This window comes from Phenylobacterium sp., assembly GCF_030645195.1.
Classification (GTDB): domain Bacteria; phylum Pseudomonadota; class Alphaproteobacteria; order Caulobacterales; family Caulobacteraceae; genus Phenylobacterium.
This window is the reverse complement of record NZ_JAUSLW010000131.1, coordinates 1-18897: the sequence shown is the minus strand read 5'-3', so window position 1 is coordinate 18897 and position 18897 is coordinate 1. Positions and strand designations below refer to the sequence as shown.

The window sequence follows — 18897 nt, the reverse complement described above, 5'->3', positions numbered from 1 at the left end:
CATATAGGTGTTGTAGACCTCATGGCTCTTGGCCGGGTCGAACAGCTTCTGGTCGATATCGACCCAGACCGACCGGTTCTTCTCCCGGAAATCGTCCGGCAGATAGGGCCACGGCATCAGGTTGAACCAGGTGAACTTCATGGGCTCGTTCCTCCGCGCCGCCTCTGTCGGGCGGTCATGTGAACGACGATAACCCGATGAGCCACGGCGCCAAGCGCTTTGCGCGGGGCTAACCCTTGCAGGCGGCGCCGGTCTTGGCCTCCTGTTCCACCACCGGGCGGACGACCTGGGTCCACAGCTCATAACCCGCCGGGGTCATATGCAGGCCGTCGGCGACATAGATGTCCCGGGGTTGGCCGCCGTCCAGCATGGCCGGGACCACGTCGACATAGTCGAGGTCGGTGCGCTTGTCGGCGAGGGCCTTGATCCGGGCGTTGACCTGCGCCTGCTGGGCGAGCTGGCCCCAGCGCAGCTTGGAGGGTTTGAGGGCGATGAAATAGACCTTGGTCTTGCCCAGGCGCTGGTCCTTCATATCCATGAACCGCTGGAAGTCGGCCACGACCTGGACGGGCGCCTTGCCAGCGTTGATGTCGTTCTCACCGGCATAGAAGAAGATGGCGCGGGGCCGGTAGGGGCGCACCACCTGGTCGAAATAGAGGGTCACGTCGGCGATCTGCGAGCCGCCGAAGCCACGGTTGATGACGCGATAGGGCGCCATGTCCTGATCGAGCGTCTTCCAGAAGCGGACGCTTGAGGAGCCGGTGAATAGGAAGCCGCAGGGCTTGGGCGGGGCGGCCTGGTCCAGCTCTGCGAAGTGGGCGATCTCAGGGGTGAAGCTGGTCTTCGGCGGGGGCGGTAGAGGCGCGGCGGTGGCGCAGGCCGTGGCCGAGAGCAGCGTAAGCGCCAAGAGCGCGCGGAGCGCGAGCGGCCCGGACATGAACATCTCCCCTGATCTTGGGGAAGCCTAGCGGGCGGGTTGGGCGAGCGCCAGGATCTCTGCGCTCGCGCCTCGGCGCCATCAGCGCCCCGCCAGAGCCTGTCCGTTTCAGATGGATTCATCTGAAACGGACAAACAGGCTCGTCGTCTTGGGGTTAGGGTGTGACAGCCTGAACGGGTATCCACTTCAGGCTGTCACGCTCTAGAAGTCGTGCGCCAGGGACACGCCCCACTCCATGGGCGGGCCGTAGCTGGCCTCCTTCAGGCCGAAGGCGCCGCTCGACGCATTGCCGCTGGCCTTGACCTGCTCGTCGGTGAGGTTGGTCCCGAAGGCCTCGATCCGCCAGGTCTCGTCGACCGAGGCCCAGGTGATCCGCGCGCCCACCAGGCTGTAGGCCTTCTGGGCCAGGTCCGGGTCATTGGCGATGTCGTTGTAGTACTTGCCGAAGTAGCTGACGTCGCCGCGCAGGGTGAGGGAGCCGACCTGGCCCAGCTCGATGCGGTGCTGCAGCCCGGCGTTGACCGTCCATTCCGGCGACTTCACGAACTTGGTGGACAGCTTGATGGGCAGGACCTGGGTGGGCCCCAGGCCCTGGCCGACCTCGGTGTACTCGGTCTTGGTGTGGCCGACGGCGAGATTGACGTCCCAGCCGGGGGCCGGGCGGGCGACGGCCTCGATCTCGAAGCCCTTGATCTCCCCGGCCGCGGCGTTGGCCACGAAGTTGCGCGGCGTCTGGTTCACCGTGACCTGGATGTCGTCGTACTGGCTGAAATAGGCCGCCCCGTTGAGCACCAGGCGGCGGTCGAACCAGGCGGTCTTGGCGCCCAGCTCATAGGTGCGGATGGTCTCCGGCTGATAGGCCGTGACCTCGGTGATGTCGGTCAGGGGACGGGCGTTGAAGCCGCCGCTCTTGAAGCCCTTGCCGGCCGAGGCATAGAGCAGGACGTCCGAGGTGGGCTTGAACTCGATCCCGACCTTGGGCGTGAAGGCCGACCAGGAGTCCGACACCGTGGTGTTGGCCACGATGAAGCCGTCTGCGATGCGCCGATGGTCGAGATAATAGGTCTTCTCGTCCTTGTTCGCCCGTCCGCCCAGGGTGAGGCTGAGCCGGTCGGTGAGGTTGAAGGACCCCTGGGCGAAGGCCGCATAGGTGGTGGCGTCCACCACCGTATAGACATTGGCCGAGGGCGAGATCGGCGGCGGCGTGGCGGGTGGGCCGAGGCCCAGGGCCAGGTGGGCGTAGCCGCGATCCGAGCCGTGTTCGTTGAAGTAGTAGAGCCCGGCCACCCAGGTCAGCCGGCCGTCGAAGCCCTCGCCGTTGAGCTGGAACTCCTGGCTGAACTGGCGCTGCTTGTCCCAGTTGCGGGTGTGGCGGAAGGTGAAGGGGCTATTGTCGCCGTCGCGGGCGAACTGGGCCTTCAGATGGCGATAGGCGGTGATGGACTTGGCCTGCACCGTCCCTAGGTCCCAGTTCACCGTCCCCGAGACGCCCCAGAGGTCCAGGTCGTTGACGTTGGGGCCCGAGCCCCAGGTCGTATAGGGGTCGCCGGTGATGAAGGAGGCGTTCAGGGTCTTCTGGCCATTGGGCGCGGTGATCCCCAGGCCCGGCGCCACGAAGGTGTTGAAGTTGGTCATGAAGGGCGCGCCGGTGAAGCCGGGGCGGTTGGCCACCGCGATCAGGGTCTGGGGCGCGGAGTGCTCCCGGGCCCGGGTGTAGTCGGCCGAGAGGTCGACGGTCAGGTCCGGCGTGGCCTCCCAGCGCAGCTGCACGCGGCCGGCGTCGGCATTGCGGTTCCCCAGGTCCTGGCCATCGGTCAGGCGATGGGCGTAGCCGTCGCGATTGAGGCTGCCCCCCGAGATCCGGGCATAGAGGTTTTCCCCGAGGGGCAGGTCGAGGTGGCCCTTCAGGTCGCGGCGCTTGAAGCTGCCGACGGTTCCCTCCAGCCGCCCGGCCAGCTCGGTCCCCGGCGCCTGGGAGGTGACCAGCACCGCCCCGCCGATGGTGTTCTTGCCAAACAGGGTGCCCTGGGGTCCGCGCAGCACCTCGATCCGGCCGACGTCGAAGGCGTCCAGCATGCCGCCGATGGAACGGGCGAAATAGACGCCGTCCACATAGATGCCGACCCCCGGATCGGAGAAGATCGCGAAGTCGTTCTGGCCGACGCCACGGATGAAGACGGTGGCGTTGTAATTGCCGCCCGAGAGCTGGGCGGCCCCGTCGAAGCGGACGTTGGGCGCGAACTTGGAGATCTCCGAGACGTTGTCCACCCCCCGGTCGGCCAGGGCCTGGGCGCCGAAGGCGGTGACGGCGACCGGGGCGTCCTGAAGCCGCTCCTCGCGCCGGCGGGCGGTGACCACCACCTCCTCGACCTGGGCGGCCGAGGCCTCGGCGCCCTGGGCCTGGGCCGGCGGGGCGAAGCCCACCAGGGACCCCGCGGCGCCGAGCGCGGCGCCGGCGGCCATCAAGCGAGCGCGCGTCCTGCCAGTCTGATGCAACATAATGTCCTCCCCATATTGTTTGTTGGACTTACAAAACATGGGTCTGTGAGGTGTGGCAACAGAAATATGATAGCCCACAAACAGTTAGTTAGGTAGATCGTAAGGTTCCGAACGCAATAGTTTGGCGCCAAACTAATATCCCCGCCGGCTGGGGCCTCGCGGCGCCTGTGGTTCAGGACCGAAAATCGCCGTCGAGCCCTGGCCTTGCTGATCGCCGGTCCGTCGAGGGGCGTCAGCCCTGGGCCAGCCAGGCCAGGACCTCGGGCCAGGACCGGTGGCCCAGGAAGCGGCCTATGCCGGGGAAGAGGCGGACGGCCTCGACGTGGTCTCCCAGCCAGGCCTGAACCTCGTCGACCCCGTTCATGGGGTCCTGGTCGCCGTGCCAGAGGGTGATGGGGCAGGCGAGGTCGGAGAGGTCGGGACCGCCCGGACGAGCGGCGCAGCGGATGGCGTCGGCCGCGCCGCGGGCGCTGAGCGCCACCGATTCCCGGGTGTAGTCGATGATGAAGTCCAGCAGCTCGGGATTGGCCTTGAGATATGCCGCGTCGCCGGGGGCCGAGGCCGCGGCGCGAGCGTAGCGCTCGAACTGGGCGCGGCTGAGGCTGAGCCGCATCATCTCGAAGATCATGTCGGAGAGCCACGGGTTGCGGTAGATGCGCCGCCAGAACAGGGTGAGCGTGTGGCCCTTGTCCCGCTCGCGCTCGGCCTGCAGGCCAGGCGGCCGGCCGGAGACGATCAGCATCCGGGTGGCGGAGTCCCCCAGCTGCAGGGCCGCCTCCAGGGCGTAGGCCGCCCCGTCGGTGTTGGTGAAGATCTGAATCCCGTCCAGGCCGAGATGACGGCACAGGGCCACGGAGTCGGCGGCCACATTGGCGTAGGTGAAGTCCGGGTGCGGGTCCGACCGCCCGGCCCCGGCCCGCTCGGTGACGATGGCCCGCAGGCCCAGGTCGCGGGCGAGCGCATTGGTGCCCCGGGGCAGCAGGCTGGAGGCCAGGTCCTGGGTGACCGCCAGCACCGGCCGGCCGGCGGGGTCGCCATAGTCGCGCCAGGCCAGGCGGCGGCCGTCGGCGAGCTTGAACAGCTGCACCGGCGGCGCGGTCTCGGCGGCGCCGCGCTCGGTGGCGAAGATGGTGGGGGAGGCGCGGCGGGCGCCGGGGTCCTCGAAGGCCTGGGCCAGGGCCCCGAGCTGGGTCAGGGCGCGGACCAGCTCGCTCTGGCGGTTGAGGCCCATCTTGTCGAAGACGGCGCGCAGCTGGTTGCGCACGGTGTTGAGGCTGACCTCCAGGTCCTCGGCGGCCTCCTTGAGGGAGAGGCCGTCCTTCAACCGCGCCGCCAGCTTCGTCTCCGCCGGGGTCAGGCCGAAGCTCTCGCGGACGCTGGCCCACAGGCGGTCGGTGGTCTCGAGCGCCGGGAAGACGATGGCGATGTCCCCCTCCCCGCGCGGCGACGGGGACGGCAGGGTGGCGGCGAGCGCCGGCGGCAGGGCGGCGGCGGGGGTGACATAGGCGAAGTGCGGGCCCTCGTCGGCCTCGTCCAGGAACTTGACGATGACCTGGCGGCCGCGAGTCTCCCGCAGGCGCCTGCGAGCCTGGGCCAGGGCCTCGTGGTTGGAGGGGTTGAGGAAGGTCAGGCCCCGGGCCTCGATGCGTCCGAGCCGGAGCCTGAACAGGCTCTCCCCGGCCGGGTTGCAGGCCACCGCCCCACCGGCGCCGGAGACCACGATCAGGCCGACATCGGCGCGCTCGCCGCCGCCGGCCGCGGCGCGGGCCAAGCTGGCGACCCCCTGGGTCGCCTGCTCGTCCTGGGCCGGCACGTCCAGGGCCTCGATCACCTGCTCCCAGCGCTCCGGATCGGCCGCCACGGCGTACATGGTCTCGATGACGAGAGCGACATTGGCCTTGGACTGGGCGGCGGACATGCGGGCCTTTGGGGGGAGACCGGGAGGATCAGTTTACACGGCGCGCGGGCGAGGCGAGCCCCTTTCCTCCCCGACGCAGCGGGCGGAAGGGCGCTCAGGTGATGGCCGCCACCTTGGCCCCCAGGGCCGCCACCAGGTCGGCCGGGGCGAGCTCCGCCTGCAGGCCCCGCTGCCCGCCGTTGACGAACACCCTGGGGTGGGCGAGCGCGGCCTCGTCCACCACCGTGGGGGCCGGGCGCTTCTGGCCGAAGGGGCTGACCCCGCCGACCCGGTAGCCGGTGATCCGCTCGGCGTCGGCGGGCTTCATCATCGCCGCAGCCTTGCCGCCGAACACCGCCGCCAGCTTCTTCATGGCCACCTCCTGGTCGGAGGCCAGGACCGCGCAGACCGGCTTGCCGTCCACCTGGGCCATCAGGGTCTTCAGCACCCGCGCCGGATCGGCGCCCAGGCTCTGGGCGGCCTGCAGCCCCACGCGGCCGGCCTCGGGGTCGTAGTCGTAGGTGTGCAGGGTGAAGGCGACGCCCGCCTTGCGCAGCGCCAGGGTCGCGGGAGTGGTCTTGGCCATGGGCGGCAAGCTAGCTGGACGGGGCGGGCTTGAGAATGCGAGACGAGGACCATGCGCGTCCTTCCCCTGCTCCTCGTCCTCCTGGCCGGTCCCGCCGCGGCGGCCGACTGGCCCGACACGCCGCTGGCCCGCCTGTCGGCCCAGGCTCAGGTCCAGGGCCTGAACGCCGAGCTGCTGAGCCGCGACAGCGCCACGGCCACCCTGCAGCGCTGGTGCGACGCCCATGGCCCCGGCGGCGGGGCGAGGATCGTCGCCCGGCGGATCACCGGGGCCGACAAGACGCCGGGCGAGGCCGAGCGGCGCGACCTGAAGGTCACCGCCGAGGCGCCCGTGGCCTATCGGCGGGTGGAGCTGGCCTGTGGCGACAAGGTGCTGTCGGAGGCCGACAACTGGTATCTGCCGGCCCGCCTGACCCCGGCCATGAACACCGCCCTGAACACCACCCAGACGCCCTTCGGGGTGGTGGTGCGGCCGCTGGACTTCCGCCGCCGGACCCTGGCGGCCGAGGCGCTGTTCCAGCCCCTGCCGGCCGGATGGGAAGGCCGCCCCCTGCCCGCCGCCGGGCCAGGGACGCTCGCCGTGCCGCACGAGATCCTGCGCCATCGCGCGGTGCTGGCGACGCCGGACGGGACGCCCTTCAGCCTGGTGGTGGAGACCTATACCGACGCCACGCTCATCGAACCGCGTTCCTAGACACCTTCCACGGCGCCGCTTCCCATCCTAGACTTGCGGTTCTGCAACGGGGAGTGGCGACCATGAAACGAGCGGCTTTGAGCGTTCTCGCGGCGGCGATCCTTACGAGCAGGGCTCCGGCCCAGGCGCAGGACATGAGCCACACCGAGAAGCTGAGCCTGCAGCCCAAGCGGGTGAAGGGCCTGCTGTTGGGCTTCGGTTACGAGCTGGGAGAATATTCCGGCCAGGTGAAGGCGGTGAACAAGCAGACCCGCGCGCTCGGCATGTTCTCCAGCGACTATGCGAAAACCACCTTCACGGTCGCTTCGCCGCGCCTGAAGGCGCCCATGACCGTATCCTGCGAGGGCGGGCAGAACCGCTTCGGTTTCAGCTGGATCGACTTCAAGCGCAACGACCTGGCCTATGTCTGCAACTTCGAGGGCGGCCCCCCGGACGCCTCCTTCGCCCTGGTGCTGAGCGACGGCAAGTTCATGGACAAGCTGTACCAGCCGCAGCGGGCCGCGGAGATCCGCTATGGCGGCGTCACCCTGCGCGCCAAGACCAGGAAGATGCCCGGCTCCATGCCGCTGGGGGGCGGCAGCACCATGTCCTACGTGATCCTGAAGGGCGACCAGGAGGTCGGCGGCATGGTGCGCACGCCCTTCAAGGGGACGGTCTATCTGCCGGTCCAGGGCTCGTCCGACCGCGACGCCGCCGCCGCCATGGCGCTCGCCCTGTTCTTCTTCACCGACCCGGGCGCGCAGACGCGCTAGACGCCCTTTTCAGCGCTCGATCACCTCGCGGATCTTGGCGGCGAGCTGGGTCGGACTTCAGGCGTCCGAAAGCCCGGGGAACTTGGCGAGGTTGGGCTTGGGGATCGTCGAGGTGAAGGCCCCGGCGGCCTTGCACTTCTCCCGAGCGAAGTCCGACCAGGCGGCGACGAAGCCGGCGGGCTCCTTGCCGGTGGGGGTGGCGGTGACCCGGGTGAAGCTCACGGGGCGGGCCAGGGTGACGGCGGCGACCTTTTCCCACAGGTCGCGGTGCGCGACCGGCTCACCCGTGTCGGTGACCCAACCGGCGGCCTTCCAGGCGGCGAGCCTGGCCGCGCCTGTGATCACCAGGGCGCTGTCGGAACAGACGGTGAGAGGCGCGGCGGCGGGGGTCCCCTCCAGGTCGGCCAGGGCGCGGACCACCGCCGTCAGCTCCATGCGCGGGGTGAGCGCCTGGCGCTCGCCGCCGGCGGCGCCGCGGGCCTCGCCGCGCCAGGTCCGCACATAGGCCCAGCCGCCGAAGCCGCGGCTGTCGGTGCAGACGCCGTCGGTCCACAGGGTGATGGTGTCGGTCATGGCCGCCTCTTGCCCCGGCCCCGCGCCAACCTGCAAGCCCTAAGCCTTGCGGGCCCGCCGCAAAGCGATCATCTGCTGGGCTCACGCGGCCGTTCGCGGCCCTGCCGGAATATCGAAATGCTCAAAGAAGAGATCGGCGATCGCGCCAGCGAGATCGTCTGGCGCGGCCGCCAGTGGATCGTCACCGACTTCGGCCTGGAGACCCTGGGCGACCCCTTCCCCTATGAGATCGCCGCCGTCCGGCTGAGCGAGGGCTGGCAGGGGGCCGACGAGAGCCTGCTGGCCTGGCCCATGGAGCTGGCCGGCAAGACCTGGGTCGACTACCGCGACTTCGTGACCGCCTTCCTGGTGGCGCTCGGCGTGCACCAGGAGGCCTACGCCCCGGTGGACATCGTCACCATCCGCGCCTCCCTGCGCGAAGGCGCCGCCCGCTGGGAGGCCACCAAGGCCGAGATGCTGGGCGAGTTCGACGACGACTAGCCTGGTAGGTCCCCCGCGCCCGCGCCTTGCCATGGGCGTAGCAGGCGTCCCAGTAGGGCTCGCCACCGAGAGCGCCTTCAATCCGTACTCGCGGCCAATTGCCCCTGACTTTTCTTATTATGTCGGACACAAGACAAGATATGTGAAACAATAGACTTACCGTTGGAAAGTGTACTTGGCATCGACGGCAGAGAAATCTGGGCGAAAACCCATGCTTCCGCCGTGCGCGAAGGGACTTTCATCTTGCCGACCCGAGCAGATCAGAGCCTCGCCCTGGCCATGGTGGCGTCCTCCACCGCCCCGCTGCTGTTGCTGGACGGCGAGTTCGCGGTGATCGCGGCCAGCGCCTCGTTCCTGGCCGCCTTCCATGTCGACCCCCCCGCCGTTGCGGGCCGCCCGATCTTCGACCTGGGGGCCGGCGAGTGGGATGTGCCGCAGCTTCGGTCCCTGCTCGCCGCCTGCCTGTCGGGCGCCGAGGTCGACTCCTATGAGATGGACCTCAAGGCGCCGGACGGCCCCCACGCCCTGATCCTCAACGCCCGGCGGCTCGACTACGGGGACGCCGAGGCGCCGCGCCTGCTGCTCACCGTCACCGACATCACCGGCGCGCGCCTGCGTGACCGCCAGGGCGCCGACGCCCTGAAGGAGAAGGACGACCTGCTGCGGGAAAAGGCCATCCTGCTGCGGGAGGTGCAGCACCGGGTCGCCAACAGCCTGCAGATCATCGCCAGCGTGCTGCTGCAGACCGCCCGCAAGGCAGGGTCGGAAGATACCCGGGCCAGCCTGAACGACGCCCACAACCGGGTGATGTCCATCGCCACGGTGCAGCAGCAGCTCTCCACTTCCAGCCTCGACGCCGTCCTGCTAGGCCCCTACCTCATCCGCCTGTGCGAGAGCCTCGGCGCCTCGATGATCCGCGACCCGAACCAGCTCACCCTGGCGGTGACCTGCGACGACAGCCTCATCGAGGCCAGCGTATCGGTGAGCCTAGGCCTGATCGTCACCGAACTGGTGATCAACGCCCTGAAACACGGCTTCCCCGGCCATCGGCGCGGCAAGATCGTGGTGGACTACCAACGCGACGGCGACAACTGGACCCTTTGCGTGCAGGATGACGGGGTCGGCATGCCCACGAACGTGGAGGCCGCCAAGCCGGGCCTGGGCACCAGCATCGTCGAGGCCCTGGCCAACCAGCTCTGCGCCGGGGTCAAGATCACGCAGGCCCATCCCGGGACGCGGGTCTCGATCGTCCACACGGCCGTTCCCGCCCTCAACGGCGTCGCCCCGACGACGACGCGGACGGTCTAGCCAACTGACGGCCCGCCCCGGACCGCCAGGCCAAGTCGCAAGGACCACCCCATGAGAACCTATCCCAGCACGCGGCCCGCCGCCCCCAAGGGCATGAACGACCCCCGCTCCACCGGCCCCACGGCCGCCAAGCCCAAGATCGTCCAGACCGCCCTGCCCAACGGCCAGCAGCGGCGCTGATCGTCGCGCGGGCGGCCCGATAGCCAAGCTTTACTGCGGGTCGCCGGGCGGCGTGATGTGTTAGGATGAGGCTTCCGGAGGACGATCCCTTGGCCGACCCGACAGACGACCCGCCCGCCGAGACCCCGATCCAGAAGGCTTTGCGCCTGAAGCAGGCGGCCCTGGACGCCAAGCCCAAGCCGCCCCGCGGCGGCCGTTTCCAGCGCGAACGCGCGGCGGCGGCCTCGTCCTCGGCCAAGTCCAAGCCCTGGATGTCGCGCTAGAGCCTTTGAGTGTCCGCGCGCTCTAGGCGCGACCCTTGATCCTAGCGATGGTCGCACACCCACTTGGCGGCCTCGACAAGGGGGCTGCCGCCGGCCACGCGCGTCTCACGGAAGACCCCGTCCTTCATCTCGTCGAGCACGGCCCAGGTGGATTTGTCGGGGTTATAGGACGACCACCCTGAGGTATCCTGACGGCAGTCCACCCGATGATCGCGGACGCCCTTGGGAACGCCGCAGAACCGGAACCGGAACGCCGTCTTTCCGTCAGGGTCGGGGTGGACACTGTCGGTGTCCACACAACTCTCGAGCCCCTCGATCGGTGAATCGGAGACCTGCAGCCAGGTCTCGGCCCGCGCCGGAGCCTCAGCCCAAGCCAAGGCCACACCAAGCACCGACGCGACGCCCCAGCGATGTAACCGCAGCATGGTCAAGCCTCCTGCAACAGGTCCGCCGCGTCTGGCGGCGTCGCCGCCAGCTTCGCAGCCCGACCCCGACTTGTCACCGAATGCGTGGGAACATCAGGGCTTCAGGCGTCGTCGCCGGCTTCCACCACGCCCAGCATGTGGGTGAGCATTTCCTCGCGGGAGGCCTGGGTGAAGGCCTGGCCCAGTTCCTGGGTGGCTTCCATCAGGTTGTACTTGCCGTCGCTGAAGCGCAGCAGGACGCTTTCGATATAGCGGTCCAGCAGGACACGATCGGGGCCGGTGAGATTCTGGTGCATGGCGGTAAACTACCCTCCCCGCCGGGCGCGCGCCATGCGCTGCGTCAATTCCCGGGCGGCGCGAGCGGCCACCGCGTCATCGGCGGGGCCGGCGCAACCGCCACCCGACGATCCCGGCGCCCAGCAGGATCACCCCCCAGCCGATGGCCAGGATCACCAGGGTCTGCTTGACCTCCATCAGCACCATCAGGTTGTCCACATTGCCCGTGCGCCAGAACACCCACTCTCCGGCCAGCCGGGTCGCCAGCAGCTCGTCGCCGGTCTCCAGCACCACGATCCCGTCGCCGCTGGCCGGATCGAAACGCGCCGCGGTGTTGATGGCCGGGAAGTTGTTGCCGTCATGACCGACGATGAAGTCGCCGGCCTCGTTGGGCGCGTAGAGCACCAGGCCCAGGCCCCAGATGTCGGCGCCGAACTGGCGGGCGTGGGGGCGGCGCATCTCCGCCAGGGTCGCGGGCTTGAGCACGCCCCGCCCCGGCGCGGCCCCGTCCGGGCCTGGCCGGTGGGCGGCGATGAGGCGGGTCAGGTCGGCGGCGGAGGTGTAGAGCGAGGCCGCCGCCGTCGCCGTGAACCGGTAGTGGATCGCCTTCTTGCCCCCGGGACCATAGGTCTCCGCGACGTTGGCGGGCCACGGCTCCGGCAGCAGGTAGGTGGACCGGGTCATGCCCAGGGGGTCCAGCACCGCGCGCCGCATGTAGGCGGCGAAGGGCTCGCCGGTGACGTCCTCGATCAGCAACTGCAGCAGGGCGTAGCCGCCCCCGGAATATTTCCAGCCGGCGCCGGGTTGCTGGCCCACCTTCACCTCGCCTTGCGCGTTGGGAGACGCGTCGATGGCGCGGGTCAGGGACGACACCAGCGGCTGGACCGGCTTGCCGGGCTCGAAGCCCATATAGCCCAGGCCGTCGGTGAGGCCCGCCGTGTGGCTCAGGACGCGGCGCACCGTCACCTGGCGGTTGTCGAATTGGCTGGGCGGTAGCTTCCAGCGCTTGAGATAGGTGTCCACCGGGGCGTCGAGATCGACACGGCCGGCGTCCACCAGGGTCATCACCCCGAGCGCGGTGATCCATTTGCTGAGCGAGGCCACCTGGAACAGGGTGTCGCGGTCCACGGGCGCACCCGCCGAGGCGAAGGCCTCGTGCACGGGCCGGCCGTCCTCGATCAGGGTCAGGGCCAGGTTGCCGGTGGACTCCGCGGCGATCATCTTGTCCGCCGCCGCGGCGAAGGCGGCCGTGTCGCCCCGCGGCGCCAAGGGCTGTCGCCACCAGCCCTCCAGGGTCCCGGCCCCGAAGACGGCGGTCCAGACCACCAGCGCCCCGAGGGTGGCGACCCCAAGCAGGATCCAACGGCGCATCGGCGTGATCTCCCCAAGCTTGACCCTTGTTACCCGACTTGGCAGGCGGCGTCAGGGTGTTCGGGGAAGCACTCAATTGCGATCGCAACGGCCCCCCGGCAGGGTTGAAGCGCCATCCGCCCTTCCAGGGCCGCTCCCTTGACTGCTGGCCTTCTAGTGCTCACGCCAAGGCCATGAGCAACGAGCAGCGACGAGCGTCCTTTCACGCGACCGGCTTCCTTGGGGAGCACATGAGTGCAGAGATCGTCGAGATACGCACCCAAAATGGGGAATGGTTCGCACTGGCGGAGGACCTGAACGAGGTCCTTCAGAAGACAGCGGTGCGAGCGATTGAGGTGAACCGAGGTGACAATTTCACGCCCGGCACCGTCGCAACGCGCCTCTTGCTGCGATCCTGCGGAACCTTCCAGGCTGCCTTACTCATGGCCGAGCGTGGAATGGTGACGGAGGGCCAGACGCTCGCACGCAGCCTGTTGGAAAACGCCTTCTGTCTCGCCGCCATCCACGAAAAGCCGGAGAAGTTCATCGAACTCCTAAGGGCCGATGCAGAGGCCGCACGCCGTATGCAGGGCCAGTTTGTGATTGCCCAAGGACTGAGCGCGGGAAGTGACCCAGCCACCCAGACGCGCCTTCGGGAGGTCGTCGCCGCCATTGGAAAAGACCTGAACCTCCTTAGCCCCAAGAAGGTCGCGGCCATGGGTCCGTTCATCCGGCAGTACCTCGCATACCAGAAGCTCTCCAACGATGCTGCGCACCCCTCCGCCACGTCGCTCCATCGCTTTATGGCCACGACGGCCGATAGGTCGGCGTGGATTTACCGGTGGGGACCTGGGAAGGACGAGGAGATTGCATTCACCCTTAGCCAGGCCATCCATGCGGCCACCTCAGTCGGGGTCGCGTTTACCCAGCTCACCGAGGACTTTGAGCACAACAGAATGCTCGGCCCCCTCGCCGACAGATTGAAGGCCCTGCCGGAAACGCACGGCCGGGTTGGGGAGAGCAGCATTAGCCTCTGATCATATGCCGCCTGCAGCGGCTGCTCGCGTGGCCGACCAACTGCCTTACCTAGGAAGAGCTGAAGGCGGCTCGGGCCTGGCGGAGAGGGTGGGATTCGAACCCACGGTACCGGTAAAGGTACGCCGCATTTCGAGTGCGGTGCTTTCGACCACTCAGCCACCTCTCCGGAGCCGTCTGGAGGCTCCCCAAGGGGGGCCCGCCGAGCGAGGGCGGAACCTACTCATCGCGCCCCCGCGGCGCAAGCCCAGGCTTTCAGTCGTCGGCGGGCAGGATCACGACGCCGTCCTCGTCGGCGTGCAGCATGTCGCCGGGCAGGAAGACCACCCCGCCGAAGGCCACCGGCATGTCGGCCACCCCCTCGCCGCGCTTGATGCTGCGGATCGGCACCGAGCCCAGGGCCTTGATGCCGATATCCAGGGTGGCCAGGATGGGCGTGTCGCGGACGGCGCCATGGACGACGATCCCGGCCCAGCCGTTCTTCACCCCGTCGGCGGCGAGGACGTCCCCCACCAGGGCCTTGGCCAGGGACCCGCCGCCGTCGACGACCAGGACGCAGCCCTCGCCGGGCTCGGCGAGCGTGGCCTTGACCAGGGAGTTGTCCTCCCGGCAGCGGACAGTGCGGATGGGGCCGGAGAAGGCCTTGCGGGCGCCGTAGTCGCGGAACTGGACGAGGCAGACCTCGACCTCGTCCTCGTGGTCGTCGCAGAGGTCGGCGACGCTCTTGGCGGGTTTCTGGGCGGGATGGGTCATGCGGTGAGCGCCGGGCCTTTGTAGTCGTCGCGCAGTTCGCGCTTGAGCACCTTGCCGATGTGGCTGCGGGGCAGGCTGCCCACCAGGATCAGGTCGGCCAGGCGCTGGGTCTTGCCCAGCTTGGCGTTGGTCCAGGCCTTCAGCTCGTCGGCGGTGACCTTGGCGTTCGGCTTCAGGGCCACGAAGGCCACCGGGGTCTCGCCCCACTTGTCCGAGGCGACCCCCACCACCGCGGCCTCAAGGACCTCCGGATGCTGGATGATCTCGGCCTCGAGGTCGGAGGGGTAGATGTTGAAGCCGCCGGAGATGATCATGTCCTTCTTGCGGTCCATGAGCGTCAGGAAGCCGTCGGCGTCGAATACGCCGACGTCCCCGGTGCGGATGTAGCGAAGACCCTCGGGGCTGTACCACTCGGCCTCGGAGGTCTTGCCCGGCTGGTTGTGGTAGCCGACCATCATGGCGCCCGAGCGGCCCACCACCTCGCCGATCTTGCCTTGGGGCACCTCCTTGAGGTCCTCGTCGATCAGCCGGATGTCGTGGCCCGGCAGGGGCCGGCCGACCGTGTGCAGCTTGTCGGGGTGCTCGTGGGCCAGCAGGCCGCAGGAGCCGCCGCCCTCGGTCATGCCGTAATATTCGATCAGGCCGCCGGGCCAGCGCTTCAGCACATCGGCCTTCAGGGCCGCGGCGAAGGGGGCGCTGGTGGAGAACTTCATCACGTAGCTGGAGAGGTCGTAGCTGTCGAAATCCGGCCGCTCCATCAGGCGGCGGTACTGCACCGGCACCAGCATGGCGTGGGTGGCGCGATGCTTTTCCGACAGCTTCAGGAACTGCTCGGCGTCGAACTTGGGCATCAGCACCGCCGTGCCGCCGTTGGAGATGGTGGGCAGGTAGGAAACGAGCGTGGTGTTCGAATAGAGCGGGGTGGAGATCATGGTCACCGCGCTCTCGGGATAGACCCCGCGGCGGATCTGCCCCCAGCGCATGGCGTGGGGCTGGACGATGCCCTTGGGGATCCCGGTGGTGCCCGAGGAATAGATGATGTTGAAGCCCTGCTGCGGGGTGACGCTCACCGGCCGGGGTTTGGAGCCCTCCGGCGCCAGCCAGTCGGCCAGCGGGATCCCGGCGTCGGAGCCGTCGAGGGCCACACGCTGGGCGGTGATCTGATCGGCGACGCCGGCCAGCGCATCGGCGACGCCCTTGTCCAGGAAGAAGACCTTGGCGCCGCAGTCCTTGAGCATGCCGATGAGGCTCTCGGGGGTCGAGGAGGGGGCGAGCGGCGCGACGACGCCCCCGGCCCGCAGGATGCCGAAGAAGGTCGCGCCGTACTCCACCGAGGAGGTGGCGCAGATGGCAGCGACGTCGGCGTTCTCCACGCCCTCCCGCTGCAGGGCCGTGGCCATGCGGTCCATGAAGGCGTCGAGCTGGCGGTAGGTGAGGCTGGAGCGGGCGTCCACCAGGGCGGGCTTGTCCGGGCGCTCCTTGGCCTGCTCGCCGATCACCTCGGCCAGGGTCCCGAAGTCCTGGGTCAGCATCTGTTCGACGGACATCGCGTCACTCCCTACCAAATGTTCAAATTTTATCGGGCCGTCTTAGCCGCAAGGCGCGGCGCCCGACAACCGAATATGCCGCTTGCCGACCCCGTCTGCCGCGAGGGAAACTGGCGACCAACCCCGCAGCATAGGCGGGGGTCTGGACGCCATTCAGAACCGCCCGGATTTTCAGTCGGGCATCCATTTGGGACGAGACGATATTATGGCCGACGAGATGATTTCCCTCGGCGCGAAGCTAAGAGCCTTCGCCCAATCGCAGCCCGACGCCCCGGCGGTCAGTTGCGGCGACACCACCCTTTCCTATGGCGCGTTCCACAAGCTCACCAACCGCGCCGCCCGCGGCCTGCTGGCCTATGGGGTCAAGCACGGCGACCTGGTGACGCTCGGCCTGCCCAACTCCACCGATTTCGCCGTCGCCTGCTGGGCCATGTGGAAGATCGGCGCGACGCCGCAGCCGGTGGCCTTCCGCCTGCCCCAGGCCGAGCTGGAGGCCATCATGGAGCTGGCCAAGACCCCGGTGGTGATCGCGCAGTTCGAGGCCAGGATCGACCGGCCGCTGCTGAAGGTCTCCGACCTGCTGGCAAAGTCCGACGACGACAGCGACCTGCCCGACGCCACCGCGCCGGTCTCCAAGGCCCCCACTTCAGGTGGGTCAACCGGCCGCCCCAAGCTGATCCTGGCCGGCCAGCCCGGCGTGACGACGAAGGAGACCCCCGAGGTCGGCGGCTGGCAGCTGACCTCCCAGTCCGTCGCCGTCCTGCCGGCGCCGCTCTATCACAACGCCGGCTTCGGCATGATGATGAGCGTGCTGAACCTGGGGGCGCACCTGATCGTCCTGCCGCGCTTCGATCCGGAAGGCACGCTGGCCGAGATCGAGAAGCGCCGCGCGACCTGGATCTACATGGTGCCGACCATGATGAACCGCATCTGGCATCTGCCGGAGGAGGTCCGCACCAAGTACGATCTCAGCTCGCTGAAGACCCTATGGCACCTGGCGGCGCCCTGCCCGCCCTGGCTGAAGGAGGCCTTCATCCACTGGCTGGGGGGCGAGGTGATCCAGGAGCTCTATGCCGGCACCGAGGCCCAGGCCTCGACCGTCATCTCCGGCACCGAATGGCTGGAACACCGGGGCTCGGTGGGCAAGGTCCGGATGGGCGAGATGGTCGCCTTCGACGACAACGGAAACCAGCTGCCACCCCGCGAGATCGGCGAGATCTACATGCGCCGGCCCGAGGGCATGCCCCCCAGCTACAAGTATCTTGGCGCCACGGCCAAGGTCCTGCCCGGCGGCTGGGAAAGCCTGGGGGACATCGGCTGGTTCGACGAGGATGGCTATCTGTACCTGGCCGACCGCCGCACCGACATGATCCTGGTGGGGGGCTCCAACGTCTATCCCGCCGAGATCGAGGCGGCGCTGGAGGAGCATGACAGCGTCCAGTCCTGCGCGGTGATCGGCATCCCCGACGACGACCTGGGAAACAAGATCCACGCCATCGTCCAGACGCAGGGACGGGGCGACGAGGCGGCCCTGCGCGAGCACCTGAAAGCCAAACTCGTCACCTACAAGCAGCCGCGCACCTACGAGTTCGTGGACGAACCCCTGCGCGACGACGCCGGCAAGGTGCGCCGCACGGCGCTCCGCGACGCCCGCATCGCCAAGCTGAAGGACCAGCAGCCAGCGTAAACCCCTGGTGTCATCCCGGAAAGCCGCGCCAGCGGCTTGTCCGGGCCCCAGACGCGCGGGGTTATCCGGAGAAATCGGTGTCTATGGGTCCCGCACTTCCGCGCCGACGGCGCTGCATGCGGGATGACACTGGGGGTGCGGGGGGTTAAGCCAACCGCCATTCATTTGAAAACGAATTTCGAGGAAGGGGATCGATGAGTATTAAGGGCAAGGCCTACATCATGGGGGCCTATGAGCACCCCACCCGGGACGCTCCCGACAAATCCACGCCGCAGCTACACGCCGAGTGCGCCAAGGGCGCCCTGGCCGACGCGGGCCTCACCAAGGACGACATCGACGGCTACTTCTGCGCCGGCGACGCCCCGGGCTTCGGCGGCATGTCGATGGTCGACTATATGGGCCTGAAGAACGTCCGCCATATGGACTCCACCGAGACCGGCGGCTCGTCCTACCTGCTGCACGTCGGCCACGCGGCCCAGGCGATCGCGGCGGGCAAGTGCACCGTGGCGCTGATCACCCTGGCCGGCCGTCCCCGCCAGAACAAGTTCTTCCCCGGCGGCGGCGGTCGTCCCGGCCAACTCACCGACGGTCCTCCGGAAGCCGGCTTCGAGAACATCTACGGCGGCTCGACCCACAACACCTACGGCATGTGCGCCATGCGCCACATGTACGAGTACGGCACCACCAGCGAGCAGCTGGCCTGGATCAAGGTGGCCGCCAGCCATCACGCCCAGTGGAACGAGCACGCCTTCCTGAAGGACGTGGTCACCGTCGAGCAGGTGGTGAACTCCCGCATGATCGCCGACCCGCTGCACCTGCTGGACTGCTGCGTCGTCACCGACGGCGGCGGTGCCCTGATCGTCACCAGCCCGGAAGTCGCCAAGAGCCTGAAACGGCCCCTGGTGAAGGTGATCGGCGCCGGCGAATCCCCCAAGGGACCGCGCGGCGGCAAGGACCTGGACCTCACCCACTCCGGCGCCCTGTGGTCCGGCCCCATCGCCTTCGAGGAGGCGGGGGTCACCCCGCAGGACATGAAGTACGCCTCGATCTACGACAGCTTCACCATCACGGTGCTGATGCAGCTGGAGGACCTCGGCTTCTGCAAGAAGGGCGAGGGCGGCAAGTTCGTCGCCGACGGCAACCTGATCTCCGGCGTCGGCAAGCTGCCCTTCAACACCGACGGCGGCGGTCTGTGCAACAACCACCCCACCAACCGGGGCGGCATCACCAAGGTGATCGAGGCGGTGCGCCAGCTGCGCGGCGAAGCCCACCCCAAGGTCCAGGTTCCCAACTGCGACCTGGCCCTGGCCCACGGCACGGGCGGTTCGCTCGGCACCCGCCACGGCGCGGGCACCGTCATCATGGAACGGGAGGCGTAAGATGAGCCAAGCCCAAGACAAGCCGGCCGAGGGCCGCAAGATCCCGGCCCCGGCCGTGACCATCGAGAGCAAGCCCTTCTGGGACGCCGCCGAACAGGGCAGGTTCCTGATCAAGCGCTGCAACGCCTGCAACGAGCCACACTGGTATCCCCGCGCGCTCTGCCCCTTCTGCTTCTCCGACGACACCGTCTGGGAAGAGAGCCCGGGCGAAGGGGTGATCTACACCTACTCCACCATGCACCGCTCGCCGACCGGCCCCTACGCCATCGGCTATGT

General features: G+C 68.7%; 20 protein-coding genes and 1 tRNA gene. 10 read left to right on the top strand and 11 right to left on the bottom strand.

What is annotated here, in order from left to right; all coding sequences use genetic code 11:
* Positions 1-229: 229 nt before the first annotated feature.
* From Q7T09_RS11390 to ybaK, 4 genes are all read right to left on the bottom strand, one after another.
* Positions 230-937 carry a GDSL-type esterase/lipase family protein gene (locus Q7T09_RS11390; protein WP_304699775.1) on the bottom strand — a complete coding sequence of 236 codons (708 nt, stop codon included), beginning with the start codon at positions 935-937 and terminating at the stop codon, positions 230-232.
* A gap of 202 nt (positions 938-1139) precedes the next feature.
* Positions 1140-3401: a TonB-dependent receptor gene (locus tag Q7T09_RS11385; protein ID WP_304699773.1), complete on the bottom strand. Its 2262-nt coding sequence runs from the start codon at positions 3399-3401 to the stop codon at positions 1140-1142.
* Between the two features lie 268 nt (positions 3402-3669).
* Positions 3670-5355 (bottom strand): LuxR C-terminal-related transcriptional regulator, encoded by a 1686-nt coding sequence (locus tag Q7T09_RS11380; protein ID WP_304699771.1) that lies wholly within the window; start codon positions 5353-5355, stop codon positions 3670-3672.
* Positions 5356-5449: 94 nt separating this feature from the next.
* Positions 5450-5920 (bottom strand): Cys-tRNA(Pro) deacylase, encoded by a 471-nt coding sequence (gene ybaK, locus Q7T09_RS11375; protein WP_304699769.1) that lies wholly within the window; start codon positions 5918-5920, stop codon positions 5450-5452.
* A gap of 51 nt (positions 5921-5971) precedes the next feature.
* Between ybaK and Q7T09_RS11370 the strand changes: the two genes are divergently transcribed.
* Together Q7T09_RS11370 and Q7T09_RS11365 are read left to right on the top strand one after the other, a co-directional pair.
* On the top strand, positions 5972-6613 hold the full coding sequence (locus Q7T09_RS11370; RefSeq protein WP_304699767.1) for a hypothetical protein: 642 nt from the start codon (positions 5972-5974) through the stop codon (positions 6611-6613).
* 134 nt (positions 6614-6747) lie between these two features.
* The gene (locus tag Q7T09_RS11365; protein ID WP_304699765.1) at positions 6748-7365 is read left to right on the top strand and encodes a hypothetical protein; all 618 of its coding nucleotides are present in this window, start codon (positions 6748-6750) and stop codon (positions 7363-7365) included.
* Positions 7366-7422: 57 nt separating this feature from the next.
* On the opposite strand, the gene Q7T09_RS11360 is transcribed toward Q7T09_RS11365, so the two are convergent.
* Positions 7423-7938, bottom strand: a complete 516-nt coding sequence (locus tag Q7T09_RS11360; protein WP_304699762.1) for an RNase H family protein — start codon at positions 7936-7938, stop codon at positions 7423-7425.
* 117 nt (positions 7939-8055) lie between these two features.
* Between Q7T09_RS11360 and Q7T09_RS11355 the strand changes: the two genes are divergently transcribed.
* From Q7T09_RS11355 to Q7T09_RS11340, 4 genes are all read left to right on the top strand, one after another.
* Entirely contained in the window at positions 8056-8418 is a 363-nt protein-coding gene (locus Q7T09_RS11355; protein ID WP_304699760.1) for a hypothetical protein, read from the top strand.
* A 243-nt stretch (positions 8419-8661) separates the two neighbouring features.
* The gene (locus Q7T09_RS11350; protein WP_304699758.1) at positions 8662-9726 is read left to right on the top strand and encodes a sensor histidine kinase; all 1065 of its coding nucleotides are present in this window, start codon (positions 8662-8664) and stop codon (positions 9724-9726) included.
* A 51-nt stretch (positions 9727-9777) separates the two neighbouring features.
* Positions 9778-9906 carry a hypothetical protein gene (locus Q7T09_RS11345; RefSeq protein WP_304699756.1) on the top strand — a complete coding sequence of 43 codons (129 nt, stop codon included), beginning with the start codon at positions 9778-9780 and terminating at the stop codon, positions 9904-9906.
* A 65-nt stretch (positions 9907-9971) separates the two neighbouring features.
* A complete protein-coding gene (locus Q7T09_RS11340) occupies positions 9972-10169 on the top strand; it encodes a hypothetical protein (RefSeq protein ID WP_304699754.1) in 198 nt (65 codons plus the stop codon).
* A 41-nt stretch (positions 10170-10210) separates the two neighbouring features.
* On the opposite strand, the gene Q7T09_RS11335 is transcribed toward Q7T09_RS11340, so the two are convergent.
* The 3 genes from Q7T09_RS11335 to Q7T09_RS11325 form a co-directional block, all read right to left on the bottom strand.
* Positions 10211-10594 (bottom strand): hypothetical protein, encoded by a 384-nt coding sequence (locus Q7T09_RS11335; RefSeq protein ID WP_304699753.1) that lies wholly within the window; start codon positions 10592-10594, stop codon positions 10211-10213.
* A gap of 101 nt (positions 10595-10695) precedes the next feature.
* Positions 10696-10890 carry a hypothetical protein gene (locus tag Q7T09_RS11330; RefSeq protein WP_304699751.1) on the bottom strand — a complete coding sequence of 65 codons (195 nt, stop codon included), beginning with the start codon at positions 10888-10890 and terminating at the stop codon, positions 10696-10698.
* Between the two features lie 76 nt (positions 10891-10966).
* The gene (locus tag Q7T09_RS11325) at positions 10967-12241 is read right to left on the bottom strand and encodes a serine hydrolase (protein WP_304699749.1); all 1275 of its coding nucleotides are present in this window, start codon (positions 12239-12241) and stop codon (positions 10967-10969) included.
* A gap of 230 nt (positions 12242-12471) precedes the next feature.
* Here Q7T09_RS11325 and Q7T09_RS11320 point away from each other — a divergent pair, with 230 nt between their 5' ends.
* Positions 12472-13257 carry a DUF5677 domain-containing protein gene (locus Q7T09_RS11320; RefSeq protein WP_304699747.1) on the top strand — a complete coding sequence of 262 codons (786 nt, stop codon included), beginning with the start codon at positions 12472-12474 and terminating at the stop codon, positions 13255-13257.
* Between the two features lie 77 nt (positions 13258-13334).
* Here Q7T09_RS11320 and Q7T09_RS11315 read toward each other — a convergent pair.
* The 3 genes from Q7T09_RS11315 to Q7T09_RS11305 all read right to left on the bottom strand — a co-directional run bounded on the left by Q7T09_RS11315 (position 13335) and on the right by Q7T09_RS11305 (position 15555).
* Positions 13335-13424, bottom strand: a tRNA-Ser gene (locus tag Q7T09_RS11315).
* Positions 13425-13510: 86 nt separating this feature from the next.
* Positions 13511-14008: a ribonuclease E activity regulator RraA gene (gene rraA, locus Q7T09_RS11310; protein ID WP_304699745.1), complete on the bottom strand. Its 498-nt coding sequence runs from the start codon at positions 14006-14008 to the stop codon at positions 13511-13513.
* Positions 14005-15555 carry a class I adenylate-forming enzyme family protein gene (locus Q7T09_RS11305; RefSeq protein WP_304699743.1) on the bottom strand — a complete coding sequence of 517 codons (1551 nt, stop codon included), beginning with the start codon at positions 15553-15555 and terminating at the stop codon, positions 14005-14007. The genes rraA and Q7T09_RS11305 overlap by 4 nt, the downstream gene beginning before the upstream one ends.
* A gap of 205 nt (positions 15556-15760) precedes the next feature.
* Between Q7T09_RS11305 and Q7T09_RS11300 the strand changes: the two genes are divergently transcribed.
* The 3 genes from Q7T09_RS11300 to Q7T09_RS11290 form a co-directional block, all read left to right on the top strand.
* Complete coding sequence (locus Q7T09_RS11300; protein WP_304699740.1) at positions 15761-17242, top strand: AMP-binding protein; 1482 nt, start codon at positions 15761-15763, stop codon at positions 17240-17242.
* A 194-nt stretch (positions 17243-17436) separates the two neighbouring features.
* Complete coding sequence (locus tag Q7T09_RS11295) at positions 17437-18621, top strand: thiolase domain-containing protein (RefSeq protein ID WP_304699738.1); 1185 nt, start codon at positions 17437-17439, stop codon at positions 18619-18621.
* Between the two features lies 1 nt (position 18622).
* A partial coding sequence (locus Q7T09_RS11290; RefSeq protein ID WP_304699736.1) for a Zn-ribbon domain-containing OB-fold protein occupies positions 18623-18897 on the top strand: 275 nt, incomplete at its 3' end.